This is a genomic window from Flavobacterium sp. SP2 (assembly GCF_057626655.1).
Map to the genome: position 1 here is coordinate 229972 of NZ_JBVHBT010000004.1, position 12602 is coordinate 242573.

Below are 12602 nucleotides of genomic sequence, written 5' to 3' on the forward strand. Positions count from 1 at the left end.
ATGAGTGCAATTAACTGGGTGACAGCTAAAGAATTTGAAGATATAACGTATAAAAAATATAACGGTGTGGCTAGAATTGCATTCAATCGTCCCGATGTTCGCAATGCTTTTCGTCCCAAAACTACAGCCGAATTGTACCAAGCATTTTATGATGCTCAAGAAGATACTTCTATTGGAGTAGTTTTACTTTCGGCAGAAGGTCCAAGTTCTAAAGATGGTGTGTATTCTTTTTGTTCTGGTGGCGATCAAAACGCTCGTGGACATCAGGGTTACGTTGGCGATGATGGTCAGCACCGATTGAATATTTTAGAAGTACAACGATTAATTCGCTTTATGCCCAAAGTAGTTATTGCAGTCGTTCCAGGTTGGGCAGTTGGCGGTGGACACAGTTTGCATGTAGTATGCGATATGACTCTGGCAAGTAAAGAACATGCTATTTTTAAACAAACCGATGCTGATGTAACTAGTTTTGATGGTGGTTATGGTTCGGCATACTTAGCCAAAATGGTCGGTCAGAAGAAAGCCAGAGAAATTTTCTTTTTAGGTAGAAACTATTCTGCACAAGAAGCGTTTGAAATGGGAATGGTGAATGCAGTAATTCCGCACGACGAACTCGAAAATACTGCTTACGAATGGGCACAAGAAATATTGGCTAAATCACCAATGGCTATAAAAATGTTGAAATTTGCCATGAATTTAACCGACGACGGTATGGTTGGACAACAAGTTTTTGCAGGTGAAGCTACACGATTAGCCTACATGACTGAGGAAGCTAAAGAAGGCAGAAATGCATTTTTAGAAAAAAGAAAACCTAATTTTGAGAAAAAATGGTTGCCATAATTTAGATAGCAGTTTTCAGATTTCAGACACACAATTTGTCAGTCCGAATGATTCTCAAAATAAAATTTTTCAGTCAATTGTCTCACTAAGATCAGTCGAATTACTTTTATTAACAAACATTATATTTTCTTCATGGAAAATTTCACCAACGAAACTATAGACACAAAACAACTTCCTAGATTTGAAGAAGTGCAATTGACCTCTTTGCATCCCAATTATTGGAAAGTTATAATTACAAATAACAGTATTGTTTTTTCAGTTTTAGCCCTTGTACTAATCGTGTTATGGTTTTTAGTTGAAGAGTCTAAATATATGAATCCGTTTCTAGTTTTTGGACTTTTTTTGATAGTTGTAAATGTTTTTTTTATCGTAAGTCGCATCGCTTTTAAGAAAAAGGCATATGCTTTTAGAAATCACGATGTAATTTTTAGAAGCGGAATAATCGCAACCAACACAATGATTATTCCTTACAATCGGGTGCAACACGTTGCTCTACATGAAGGTGCAATTTCGAGGTTTTTCGGATTGGCTAAAGTCGAAATTTTCACGGCTGGCGGAAGTGCTAGCGATATTGAAATTCCCGGAATTGAAAAGGAAGAAGCCGAAAATATCAAACAATTGTTGATGGGTAAAATTCAAAAACAATTGTAATGGAAACCAATTTCAATACACCGCAAAGGCAGTCTGCGATAGGAGTTTTAGTATTGTTTTTTGATTCTTTACAAAAATTTGGTAGAGCGCTGTTTCCTTTATTATTTATTTTCTTTTTTAAATTTAAAGAACAAAATCCAATTTATATCATTTTGGGTTTGTTAGCACTTTTCATTATTATAGGTGTAATTGCTTATTTAAGGTATGTAAATTTTACTTTTTATATTGACGATATGAATGATGAATTCGTAGTTAACGAAGGAATAGTTAATAAAACCAAAACCACTATTCAGCTCAATAAAATTCAGCAAGTAAACATTCATCAGAATTTGCTTTTGCGAATCATAAACAGTTATTCGCTGAGCGTAGATACTGCTGGAAGTGAAAAAAAAGAAGGAAATATTAAAGCCATTTCGCACAATCTTGCTTTGGCTTTAAAAGCTAAATTATTAGAGAATGAATCAATCATAAAGGATATAAAAATAATTGAAGAAGTTTCAGAAGTCAACAATGTGTTTACTTCCCAAAGTCATCCATTTCTAAAAATTAATGTAATCAGTCTTTTAAAAGTTGGCATCACATCAAATTATGTTAAAAGTATCGGATTAATTTTGACTTTCTTTTTTACAATAATCGAAAATTTGAGAAATATTGGTAAAGAAGATTTAATTGATGAAGACAAAATTCAAAATACATTCGAGAATTATCCTGCAATATATGCCGTAACAGTCTTTATAGTGATCATGTTTGCTATAATTTTTGTCATCAATATTGGTAGAACGTTACTTAAATTTTTCAATTATACAATTACGAAACAAAAAGGTTCGTTGTTATTGTCCTACGGATTAATTAATACCGAAAGCACAATTTTAAAACCCGAGAAAGTACAAGTAATTAAAATATCCAGAAATTACTTTCAAAAAAAACTCAACGTACTCGAAATTAAGATCAAGCAAGCTTCTTCTGACTCAGAAAAGAATAAAAAAGCGCAAATAGAAATTCCAGGATGCAATACTTCTGAAAAGGATGCGATTTTAAGGTTGTTATTCAAGACACTACCTGAAAACGGAGTTCCCATGAAACCCAATTTTCGTAGGTTAGTTTTTTCGATATTTCTTACAATTATCTTACCTTTATCCGGATTTTTGTTTTTTGCAAATTATGTGGATGCATCTATTTTAAATTATTCTAATTTTGCTATAGTTTACTGTGTATTTTTTCTGATAATATTGTTTTTTGGATTTCGCAATTATAAGTTATTCGTGAGTCAGGATTTCATTATAAAGCAAAGTGGCGCTTGGGATGTTGATCAAGAAATTATCGAAATTCAAAAGATTCAAGCCATTACAACTTCACAATTGTTTTGGCATAAAAGTTTAGATATTGGTACGCTAACAATGCATACCGCTGGAGGAAATTTATCATTTCAACTTGGAAACTATACTAAAATCAAAGAATACGTCAACCATTGGTTGTATGAAATAGAAACATCAAATAGTAATTGGATGTAGCATTAATAAATTACAAATTACGAATTAACAATTACGAATAAGCAATTAACAATATAAAATCTAAATATCTAAGAAGTCTAAAAATCTAAAAATCTACTATGAAACACTGGATTGAAGCTGCACGAGTACGAACCTTACCACTTTCTGTTTCAGGAATATTGGTAGGAAGTTTTTACGCCATGTCGCAAGGTTATTTTAACTGGAAAATATTAATATTTGCTATTTCTACAACTTTAGGATTGCAAATACTTTCCAACTTTGCTAACGATTATGGTGACGGAATGAAAGGTACTGATAACGAAGATCGAGTAGGACCAAAACGTGCTATTCAAAGCGGTGTAATTACTCCTGGAGCAATGCGATACGCTATTTTTATCACCGCATTTCTAACATTAGTTTCGGCTATGTTGCTCATTTATGTATCATTTAAAGGTAAATATTTTGTCTATTCTATAGTGTTTTTCGTACTTGGAATTCTGGCAATTGCCTCTGCAATACGTTACACAGTCGGTAAAAATCCTTACGGTTATCGTGGTTTAGGAGACGTATTTGTTTTTACTTTTTTCGGAATTGTAAGCACATTTGGTATTTATTTTATGTTTTCTAAAGAAATCGATTGGATTTTGTTTTTACCAGCTACTGCAATTGGTTTTTTAAGTGTGGGTGTATTAAATTTAAACAACATGCGCGACGAAGAATCTGATAGAAAGTCTGGAAAAAATACTATTGTTGTTAAAAACGGAGGACAATGGGCAAAAAAATACCATTATTTTTTGATTATTTCAGCTATGATTTTCGTTTTAGTCTTTGCTTATATAAATGATATGCGAGATGAAATTTTCAACTTCGATCAATATATTTTTCTTGCAGCCTATTTTCCATTAATAGGTCATTTACTTACAGTGTATAGAAATCGTGAACCACGACTTTTAGATCCTGAATTGAAGAAACTAGCACTTAGTACATTTTTATTATCAGTATTGCTATCATTAGCATTAATATTCTTAGTATCCGATTTACTTTTATATTATATAGAACAACTAGTAGCCTAAATTAAAATTTTAAAAAAAAACTATGAAAATTACATTTTACGGACACGCATCATTAGGAATCGAAGTAGCAGGAAAACATATTCTTGTGGATCCATTTATTAGTGCCAACGAAAAGGCAAGTCACATTGATATTGCATCGCTTAAAGCCGATTACATTTTGCTTACCCACGCACACCAAGATCATATTCTTGACGTTGAAGCTATAGCAACTCGCACCAATGCAACTATTGTATCGACTTATGAAGTAGCAACCTATTTCGGTCAAAAAGGATTCAATCACCATCCAATGAACCACGGTGGTAGCTGGAAATTTGACTTCGGAAAATTAAAAGTTGTTAATGCAATTCACTCAAGCTCATTTCCAGACGGAACTTATGGCGGGAATCCAGCTGGGTTTGTAATAGAAGGTGAACACAAAAACATCTACATTGCAGGCGATACAGCGCTAACTATGGATATGAAATTGATTCCTTTACGCACCAAATTAGATTTAGCAATTTTACCAATTGGAGATAATTTCACAATGGACGTAGAAGATGCAATCCTAGCTTCAGATTTTGTAGAGTGCGACAAAGTACTAGGTTATCATTTTGATACCTTTGGATATATCGAAATCAATCACGACGAAGCCAAAAAGAAATTTTTCGATGCTGGAAAAGACTTAATGTTATTAGAAATCGGACAAAGTATCGATATTTAATTATTATTTGGGAGCAAATGGCTTGCGCATTCCAACAATGGCAATTCCAGCTTTCCATTCCAAGTTTTTTATACCAACAGGTTTTTTTATTAAACCTGTTGGTATAAAATAGCTATCCATTGCAACCTGGGCTAGGTCAATTTACCCTATTCAAGAATTCATTAGTCTAAAAATCCAACAATCTAAAAATCTAATAATCCAACAATCTAAAGTGAAAGCAACTATAGTAACCATTGGCGACGAAATTCTAATAGGTCAAATCGTAGATACTAATTCGGGCTATATTGCCAAAGCATTAGATAAAATAGGTGTTCAAACCACCGAAATGCTTTCTATTTCCGACGATAAAACCCATATTCTTGATACCTTACAATCACTTCAAAATCAAGTTGATTTTGTAGTAATTACAGGCGGTTTAGGACCAACCAAAGACGATATTACCAAACATACCTTTTGCGAATATTTCGACGATGTTTTAGTACGAAATCCAGAAGTAGAAAAGTTTGTAATCGAACTTATCGAAACTGTTATGAAGCGACCAGCATCGCAAATGAACAAAGATCAAGCCTTGTTACCATCACGATGTCAAGTACTTTTTAACAAAGTTGGTACTGCACCAGGAATGTGGATGAAAAAAGAAAACACAGTTTACATTTCATTACCAGGCGTTCCTTATGAAATGAAATATTTGGTTGATAACGAAATCATTCCGAAAATTGTCAAAGAATACGAGCGACCTTATATAATTCATAAAACAATTCTCACCTATGGTCAAGGCGAAAGTCTTGTAGCAGAACGAATTGAAGATTGGGAAAACAACCTTCCCGAATACATAAAACTTGCCTATTTGCCCAATCCTGGACGTGTACGTTTACGGCTTACAGCAAGAGGAACAGACAAAGAAATTCTCGAAAAAGCAATTCAAGAAAATGTTACATCGTTAACCAAAATCATTAGTGATATAATTGTGGGTTATGACGATGACGAAACTATTGAAGTAGTTATAGGACGATTGTTGACGCAACATAACAAAACAATTTCCACTGCCGAAAGTTGTACTGGAGGACGAATTGCGAGTCAAATTGCTTCAATCTCAGGCGCATCTAGTTATTTTCGAGGTAGTGTAGTTAGTTATGCTACCGATACCAAAGTTTCTACATTACAGGTATCTCAGGGTACCATCGCAATACATGGAGTTGTCTCTAAAGAAGTTGCGCAAGAAATGGCTTTGGGAATTCAAAAATTGATGAAAACCGATTACGCAATAGCTACAACTGGCAATTCTGGACCAACTAAAGAAATAGGTGCTGCCGAAGTAGGAACCGTATTTATTGCTCTGGCAACACCGCAAAATATTGTAGTAGAGGAGTTTAATTTTGGTCAACCACGAGAAAAAAATATTGATAGAGCAGTAAATAAAGCCTTCGAAATGTTGCAAAAAGAATTATTGAAAAATGTATAACTTTTTTTTGCATCAACGATTTATTTTTCGTTTCTTTGCACACCGAAATTGAATAACGATAAAAGATAAGCATAATGTCAAGAGTTTGTGACCTTACAGGTAAAAGAGCGATGGTAGGAAATAATGTTTCTCACGCTATGAACAAAACTAAGAGAAAATTTTCTGTAAACTTAGTTAAAAAACGTTTTTATCTTCCTGAAGAAGACAGATGGATTACTCTTAGAGTAGCTGCATCTACAATTAAAACAATTAATAAAAATGGAATCGCTGCAGTTTTGAAAAAAGCACAGTCAGAAGGATTTATTAAATAATCTTTTCCAAAAATAACTATATAGCAAAATGGCAAAGAAAGGTAATAGAATACAAGTTATTTTAGAATGTACAGAGCACAAAACTACAGGTTTACCTGGTACGTCTCGTTACATTAGCACTAAAAACAAAAAAAATACTCCAGACAGATTAGAGATTAAAAAATTTAATCCAATCTTAAAGAGAATGACTGTTCACAAAGAAATTAAATAATTAGAAACTATTGAATCCTACCAAGTAGGTATTGATAAGTTCATATAACAACAATTAGTCATGGCAAAGAAAACCGTAGCATCGTTACAAACATCTTCAAAAAGATTATCAAAAGCTATCAAAATGGTAAGATCTCCTAAAACTGGAGCTTACACATTTGTTGAAAGCATTATGACACCAGAAGAAGTGGATAGTTTCTTAGCAAAGAAATAATTTCCAAAAAAAAACATATATCAAAGCTACTTTCAACCCGAAAGTAGCTTTTTTATTTTTATATTTGTAACTAATTTTTTTTAAAAGTGTATCGTTATTCGATTTGAACAGACGAATATTAATTATTTAGGAATTTAGTACTACACTTGTTATAAAATTTTAAGAACAAACAAAATAACAAACCATAAGTTTTATGAGTTTTTTTAAAAAAATATTCTCTTCAGAAAAAAAAGAATCGTTAGATAAAGGTTTAGAACAAACTAAAACTTCATTTTTTTCTAAACTAACCAAAGCTGTAGCTGGAAAATCAAAGGTTGACGACGAAGTCTTAGACAACCTTGAAGAAGTCTTAGTTTCCTCTGACGTTGGAGTCAATACAACGCTAAAGATAATTACTCGAATTGAGCAACGTGTTGCTGCCGATAAATATCTTGGAACAGAAGAACTGAATAAAATACTTCGAGAAGAAATAGCCGGACTTTTATCTGAAACCAACTCTGGAGAAGCAACCGATTTTGAAATTCCAAAAAACAAAAAACCATATGTAATTATGGTAGTTGGTGTAAATGGAGTAGGTAAAACCACGACCATAGGAAAACTGGCTTATCAATTAAAAAAATCAGGTTATACTGTTGTTCTTGGTGCTGCAGATACTTTTCGTGCTGCGGCAATAGATCAATTACAAATTTGGGCAGATCGAGTAGGAGTTGCAATTGTAAAACAACAAATGGGAAGTGATCCAGCGTCGGTTGCTTTCGATACATTGCAAAGTGCCGTAGCACAAAATGCGGATGTAGTAATTATTGATACAGCCGGAAGATTACACAACAAAGTTAACTTGATGAACGAATTGACTAAAGTAAAACGCGTAATGCAAAAAGTTGTAGAAGATGCACCGCACGACGTTATGTTGGTTCTCGATGGTTCAACTGGTCAAAATGCATTTGAGCAAGCAACCCAATTTACCGCTGCAACCGAAGTAACCTGTTTAGCAGTAACCAAATTGGACGGAACTGCAAAAGGTGGTGTGGTTATAGGTATTTCAGATCAGTTTAAAATTCCAGTAAAATACATTGGTGTTGGTGAAGGTATTGAAGATCTTCAGGTTTTCAATAAATATGAGTTTGTAGATTCTTTCTTTAAATAGAAATTTATGAGTAAAATACTACTTTATTTAAAAAACATTCCACCTTTAGCTTTACTGATAGTCAGTATTATTTTAGAAGTAATTTCTAAATTTATTGAAAAATATTCAGCCAATACAGCAATGTTTTTGCAGTTACTGTTTTTTATACTTTTTATTTGGGCTATAATTAAATTTACAAGTAGAAAGAGCTAAAAATAAATGCGTTATTGATATAACGCATTTATTTTTTGCCATAGTGTTTCATCAAAGTCAGATAGAGCTAAATTTACATCATCGGCTGCATCACCCATTCTAACAATCACCATCTTTTTGCTAGGAATTACATATATTTTTTGATCGTTTTTCCCCAAAGCCATAAACATGTCATTGGGAGCATTTGGAATAATACTTCCTTGAAAAGTAAGCTGTGTTTGAGGTAAATGATAACTTGATTTGCCATTTAGCCACCATAAATAGCCATATCCTAGATTTATGTTTTGAGAAGTATTGGTTGCAAGATTAAAATAATTTTCGTTTAAAATTGTTGTTCCGTTCCATTTTCCTTTATTTAAAATCATTAATCCAAAACGAGCCATGCTTCTAGTTGTACTCCAATATACGCTTAAGTCACCAGAAGCACCTGAATCAATCCAAGCTCCACTCATTCCGAGTTTATCTCTCAGTTTTACATTAAAATAATTGGGCCAAGATTGTCCGCTTGCAGCTGCAACAACATCTTGGAGTTTCACATAAACATTGTGGTAAGCCCATCGTGTTCCTGCATCGGCTGTATATTGCAAATTGGCTGGCGAAACATCATCTCCCAAAGCATCATTCAAACCCGAATTCATACTTAATAAATTCTTACAAGTGATAAGATTTTCCTTTGCCAATGGCGCACTAGTCCAACCTGTTCCAAGATAATCAGAAACTTTATTGCTAGTATTTATCAAACCTTCTTGTTCAGCAATTCCTGTAACTGTTGATGTTAATGTTTTACCAGCGCTTGCCCAATACCACGGACTTGTTGCTGTATGGCCATTCATATAAGTTTCCATAACAATCCGTCCGTTTACCAGAATCATAAAAGATTTAGAATTTTTTAAGGTCAAATAATCTACAAGAGGTTGAACAGCACTTTGATTCCAACTTAAATCTGCTATTGACTTAGTTTCCCAAGTAGTACTTCCATCATTTGGTGGAAAATACATAGTTTCTTCTGCTATTGGTGGTGTGTCTTCAGAAGTTGAATCAGAACTACATCCGAATAATACCACTGATATAACAAGCAAAGTAAAATATTTTTTCATAGGAGTAAATTTTCTATTTTGACTTATTAAATTCAAAAAGGTTTAATCAAAAATAGTTTTTATTCATTAAAATAAATTGTAATTTTCAATTTTATTTAAGTCATGAAAAAAATAATAGTAGTTTTTGCAACGTTCTTAACGTTAATCTCTTGTAATCAAAAGATTAAACAAGAAGATTTGCCTAAAATAAATGGGTATTGGGAGATTGAAAAAGTACTTTTGCCCGACGGAGAAAAAAAAGAATATAAGGTAAATGAATCGATTGATTATTTTGAACTGAAAGATAAAAAAGGCTTTCGTAAAAAAGTATATCCGCAGCTTGATGGTAAGTATTTAATCAACAATGTCAAAGAGAATATTGTGATTTCTGATTCTAGTGGAATATTTTTCATCAATTATACAACAGCCTATTCCAAATGGAAAGAGCAAATAATAACGCTAAAAGATTCAAGTTTAGTATTAAAAAATGCTGACAAATTAGAATATCACTATAAAAGACAAACACCATTTTCTTTAAAATAATGGCAAAAAGAAGCGGTAATGAAAGTTCGATATCCGATGTTTTAAAGCAGTTTATTGTAGTCAATAAATTAGAAAGCGGCATGGATAAAATTGATGTAGAACAAGCTTGGAAAAACCTTATGGGTAATGGTGTAAACAGTTATACCCAAGAAGTTGTTTTAAAAGGAAGTACGTTATATGTAAAACTTTCATCAGCAGTTTTGCGTGAAGAGCTAAGTTACGGAAAAGACAAAATTATTAAAATGATCAACGAAGAATTGCGAAAAGACATTGTATCTTCGGTTGTTTTAAGATAGATTTAAATTTTAAATAAATAAAAAATCTCGTTTCGGTTAAGAAACGAGATTTTTTATTTTAAGATATCTACTATCAGATATCTAAAATCTAATATTAGAATTGCTCTCTTCCAGCAAAGTGAAAAGCACCTTCAATAGCAGCATTCTCATCAGAATCTGAACCGTGAACGGCATTTTCTCCGATAGAAGTTGCGTATTTTTTACGAATAGTTCCTTCAGCAGCATCAGCAGGATTAGTAGCACCAATTAAGTTTCTAAAATCTTCGATAGCATTTTCTTTTTCAAGAATTGCAGCCACAATTGGTCCACGAGACATGAATTCAACCAACTCACCATAAAAAGGTCTTGCCGCGTGAACAGCATAAAAAGCTTGCGCATCAGCAACAGTTAATTGTGTTAATTTCAAAGAAACAATTTTGAAACCACCTTCAGTAATCATATTTAAAATTCCACCAATGTGTCCGTTTTCAACAGCATCGGGCTTAATCATTGTAAATGTTCTATTTGTAGCCATTTTTTTATATGTTTTTAATTTGCGTGCAAAAGTAAGCTTTTTTGTTTAAAATATAATAATTTAATCTGAAGTTGTTATACTAGTATTATTTGGAGCAAATGGTTTGGGCATTTTTAGTTATGCAATTCCTGCTTTCCGTTTCAATATTTTCTTTTTTTAAGAAAAAGAAAACGATTTCCACTGCAATCAGGGCTATTTAGGAAACCACTTTTTGTTAACAATTACAATACAACCACTTTAAATTCCTGACTAAGCGGTTTCAATTCATCAAGTAATTTAGTTATTAATTCAGGTCCAAATTCTAAATAAAATTCACTGAAATTCGCTTTTCGTTCCTGCAAACTCTGATTAGGAAACAACTCGTTTTGTAGCAAAATAATGCGTTCCAAACTTTCGGCATGAACACGTTTTTCAGCTTTTAATAATCGTTTTTCTAAATTTTCTAAGCCCTTAATTTGCTTAACTTCTTGAGCTTTTACTGCTCCAGAAAACGATTTGTCAGTTTTATCAGCAATTTCTTTTAACTTTTCAAATTGCATTCGCAAAACTTCTTTTTGCTCTGAAAAGTCAATTTTAAACTCTGAAAATTCCTTTGTTTTTTGGGTAAATAATTCCTGTTGATTTAAGAATAAATTCTTCCAAGACAATTCCAATTTATCCGCTTTTTCAACTTGTTTTTGAGTTGCTAAAACCACCGAATTTCTTAATAATAACATCGGAAATGTAACATTATTAGCTTCAAAATTAGATTTTAATTCCAGCCAGTAAGCCAATTCGCCACCGCCGCCAATATAGCACAAGTTTGGCAAAATTACTTCTTCATACAACGTTCGCAGAATTACATTTGGACTAAATTTTTCAGGAAAGTTTTCCAATTGCTCCAAAATTTCAGCTTCAGTAAAGGCTATTTTTGTATTGTTTATTTTATACTTTTCATCTTCAAAAACTATTCGTTCCCTCAGATTGTCTTCAATATAAAATAAATTAATTTCCCTCGGATTAACTTGAATTTTATAAGTTTCCAATTGGGTATTGGTTTCTGTAACTTTTTTAAACGAAGTTTGTTGCAGTAATTCTTCCTTAGCGTATGGAATGAATAGTTTTTTCAGTTCGCGATTATCAGCATCAACAATTACCAAACCTTCATTTTTAAACAATTCGTTGGCTAAATATCTAGTTGCGTCAGCAAGGTTGGAATGTTCTAAATACGATTTTCTGAAAAGATTTTTAAGAAATTCTGCATTTGTTCCTATTCCTAAAACCTCTTCATAAAGTGTAAATACTTCTTCAATTTCATCAGTAGAAAGTCTTCCAACTGGTCCAAAACTTTCACGATTCCAGCTGATTTTTTTATTTTTAAAATTAAAATAATTTATTTCTTCAAAATCATGATCTTCTGTTGCCATCCAATAAATAGGGACAAAATCATAGTGAGGAAATTTATGTTTTAACTCTTTAGTAAGATTTATAGTTGAAACAATTTTGTACAAAAAGTATAAAGGTCCAGTAAACAAATTCAGCTGATGACCAGTAGTAATGGTGAAAGTAGTGGTATTGTTTAAAAGTTTTAGGTTGTTTAAAGTACTTAGAGAAGCATCTAAATCTGCATATTGTCGTTCTAATTCCGAAACTAGAATCTGCCGATTTAAATTATCGTTTATATTGAAATTTTCAGCTTTTTCAATAATTTGTGCTTCAAAATTTTCAAGTTTTGGAAATCTATTGTAAAACTGTTTTAACTCGGATTTTTCATCTAAATAGTCAGTAATAATCTTTGAAAAATATCCAGATTCTTGATAGTTAATACAGTAGGTTGGCATGGTTTAATTTTTTACAAAAATACTTAAAATTTTGCTAATTGAATTTGCTTTAACTTTGAATTA

The 12602-nt window shown here is 32.4% G+C and carries 16 protein-coding genes; 13 read left to right on the forward strand and 3 right to left on the reverse strand.

From position 1 onward, the window contains the following. The 11 genes from ACZ098_RS10475 (at position 1) to ACZ098_RS10525 (ending at position 8290) form a co-directional block, all read left to right on the forward strand. Entirely contained in the window at positions 1-840 is an 840-nt protein-coding gene (locus ACZ098_RS10475; protein ID WP_487311691.1) for a 1,4-dihydroxy-2-naphthoyl-CoA synthase, read from the forward strand. A 132-nt stretch (positions 841-972) separates the two neighbouring features. Continuing rightward, positions 973-1491 (forward strand): PH domain-containing protein, encoded by a 519-nt coding sequence (locus ACZ098_RS10480; protein WP_487311692.1) that lies wholly within the window; start codon positions 973-975, stop codon positions 1489-1491. After that, positions 1491-3002 carry a PH domain-containing protein gene (locus ACZ098_RS10485; RefSeq protein ID WP_487311693.1) on the forward strand — a complete coding sequence of 504 codons (1512 nt, stop codon included), beginning with the start codon at positions 1491-1493 and terminating at the stop codon, positions 3000-3002. The genes ACZ098_RS10480 and ACZ098_RS10485 overlap by 1 nt, the downstream gene beginning before the upstream one ends. A gap of 98 nt (positions 3003-3100) precedes the next feature. After that, entirely contained in the window at positions 3101-4054 is a 954-nt protein-coding gene (gene menA, locus ACZ098_RS10490) for a 1,4-dihydroxy-2-naphthoate octaprenyltransferase (RefSeq protein ID WP_487311694.1), read from the forward strand. A gap of 22 nt (positions 4055-4076) precedes the next feature. Next, positions 4077-4754: a metal-dependent hydrolase gene (locus ACZ098_RS10495; RefSeq protein ID WP_487311695.1), complete on the forward strand. Its 678-nt coding sequence runs from the start codon at positions 4077-4079 to the stop codon at positions 4752-4754. 211 nt (positions 4755-4965) lie between these two features. Further along, positions 4966-6216, forward strand: a complete 1251-nt coding sequence (locus tag ACZ098_RS10500; protein WP_487311696.1) for a CinA family nicotinamide mononucleotide deamidase-related protein — start codon at positions 4966-4968, stop codon at positions 6214-6216. A gap of 74 nt (positions 6217-6290) precedes the next feature. Next, a complete protein-coding gene (gene rpmB, locus ACZ098_RS10505; RefSeq protein WP_024980263.1) occupies positions 6291-6527 on the forward strand; it encodes a 50S ribosomal protein L28 in 237 nt (78 codons plus the stop codon). Between the two features lie 28 nt (positions 6528-6555). Then, positions 6556-6738 carry a 50S ribosomal protein L33 gene (gene rpmG, locus ACZ098_RS10510; RefSeq protein WP_487311697.1) on the forward strand — a complete coding sequence of 61 codons (183 nt, stop codon included), beginning with the start codon at positions 6556-6558 and terminating at the stop codon, positions 6736-6738. 60 nt (positions 6739-6798) lie between these two features. Then, positions 6799-6951 carry a DUF4295 domain-containing protein gene (locus ACZ098_RS10515; protein WP_395054543.1) on the forward strand — a complete coding sequence of 51 codons (153 nt, stop codon included), beginning with the start codon at positions 6799-6801 and terminating at the stop codon, positions 6949-6951. 193 nt (positions 6952-7144) lie between these two features. Then, the gene (gene ftsY / locus ACZ098_RS10520; RefSeq protein ID WP_487311698.1) at positions 7145-8098 is read left to right on the forward strand and encodes a signal recognition particle-docking protein FtsY; all 954 of its coding nucleotides are present in this window, start codon (positions 7145-7147) and stop codon (positions 8096-8098) included. A gap of 6 nt (positions 8099-8104) precedes the next feature. Then, positions 8105-8290, forward strand: a complete 186-nt coding sequence (locus ACZ098_RS10525) for a hypothetical protein (RefSeq protein ID WP_487311699.1) — start codon at positions 8105-8107, stop codon at positions 8288-8290. An 11-nt stretch (positions 8291-8301) separates the two neighbouring features. Here the strand turns inward: ACZ098_RS10525 and ACZ098_RS10530 are convergent, their stop codons facing one another. Then, positions 8302-9387 (reverse strand): serine hydrolase domain-containing protein, encoded by a 1086-nt coding sequence (locus ACZ098_RS10530; protein WP_487311700.1) that lies wholly within the window; start codon positions 9385-9387, stop codon positions 8302-8304. Between the two features lie 102 nt (positions 9388-9489). On the opposite strand from ACZ098_RS10530, the gene ACZ098_RS10535 reads away from it, so the two are divergent. Both ACZ098_RS10535 and ACZ098_RS10540 read left to right on the forward strand, forming a co-directional pair. Then, positions 9490-9909 carry a lipocalin family protein gene (locus tag ACZ098_RS10535; RefSeq protein ID WP_487311701.1) on the forward strand — a complete coding sequence of 140 codons (420 nt, stop codon included), beginning with the start codon at positions 9490-9492 and terminating at the stop codon, positions 9907-9909. Beyond that, entirely contained in the window at positions 9909-10205 is a 297-nt protein-coding gene (locus ACZ098_RS10540) for a DciA family protein (RefSeq protein ID WP_487311702.1), read from the forward strand. Before ACZ098_RS10535 ends, ACZ098_RS10540 begins: the two co-directional genes overlap by 1 nt. A gap of 94 nt (positions 10206-10299) precedes the next feature. Here the strand turns inward: ACZ098_RS10540 and ACZ098_RS10545 are convergent, their stop codons facing one another. Beyond that, a complete protein-coding gene (locus ACZ098_RS10545; protein WP_487311703.1) occupies positions 10300-10719 on the reverse strand; it encodes a nucleoside-diphosphate kinase in 420 nt (139 codons plus the stop codon). Between the two features lie 221 nt (positions 10720-10940). Then, positions 10941-12539, reverse strand: a complete 1599-nt coding sequence (bshC, locus tag ACZ098_RS10550) for a bacillithiol biosynthesis cysteine-adding enzyme BshC (protein WP_487311704.1) — start codon at positions 12537-12539, stop codon at positions 10941-10943. Between the last annotated feature and the right edge of the window lie 63 nt (positions 12540-12602).

Excerpts from the sequence above, each read along its gene's own strand:
- ACZ098_RS10475 (WP_487311691.1), top strand. The coding sequence starts at position 1 with ATGAGTGCAATTAACTGGGTGACAGCTAAAGAATTTGAAGATATAACG.
- ACZ098_RS10480 (WP_487311692.1), top strand. The coding sequence starts at position 973 with ATGGAAAATTTCACCAACGAAACTATAGACACAAAACAACTTCCTAGA.
- ACZ098_RS10485 (WP_487311693.1), top strand. The coding sequence starts at position 1,491 with ATGGAAACCAATTTCAATACACCGCAAAGGCAGTCTGCGATAGGAGTT.
- menA (WP_487311694.1), top strand. The coding sequence starts at position 3,101 with ATGAAACACTGGATTGAAGCTGCACGAGTACGAACCTTACCACTTTCT.
- ACZ098_RS10495 (WP_487311695.1), top strand. The coding sequence starts at position 4,077 with ATGAAAATTACATTTTACGGACACGCATCATTAGGAATCGAAGTAGCA.
- rpmB (WP_024980263.1), top strand. The coding sequence starts at position 6,291 with ATGTCAAGAGTTTGTGACCTTACAGGTAAAAGAGCGATGGTAGGAAAT.
- rpmG (WP_487311697.1), top strand. The coding sequence starts at position 6,556 with ATGGCAAAGAAAGGTAATAGAATACAAGTTATTTTAGAATGTACAGAG.
- ACZ098_RS10515 (WP_395054543.1), top strand. The coding sequence starts at position 6,799 with ATGGCAAAGAAAACCGTAGCATCGTTACAAACATCTTCAAAAAGATTA.
- ftsY (WP_487311698.1), top strand. The coding sequence starts at position 7,145 with ATGAGTTTTTTTAAAAAAATATTCTCTTCAGAAAAAAAAGAATCGTTA.
- ACZ098_RS10525 (WP_487311699.1), top strand. The coding sequence starts at position 8,105 with ATGAGTAAAATACTACTTTATTTAAAAAACATTCCACCTTTAGCTTTA.
- ACZ098_RS10530 (WP_487311700.1), bottom strand. The coding sequence starts at position 9,387 with ATGAAAAAATATTTTACTTTGCTTGTTATATCAGTGGTATTATTCGGA.
- ACZ098_RS10535 (WP_487311701.1), top strand. The coding sequence starts at position 9,490 with ATGAAAAAAATAATAGTAGTTTTTGCAACGTTCTTAACGTTAATCTCT.
- ACZ098_RS10540 (WP_487311702.1), top strand. The coding sequence starts at position 9,909 with ATGGCAAAAAGAAGCGGTAATGAAAGTTCGATATCCGATGTTTTAAAG.
- ACZ098_RS10545 (WP_487311703.1), bottom strand. The coding sequence starts at position 10,719 with ATGGCTACAAATAGAACATTTACAATGATTAAGCCCGATGCTGTTGAA.
- bshC (WP_487311704.1), bottom strand. The coding sequence starts at position 12,539 with ATGCCAACCTACTGTATTAACTATCAAGAATCTGGATATTTTTCAAAG.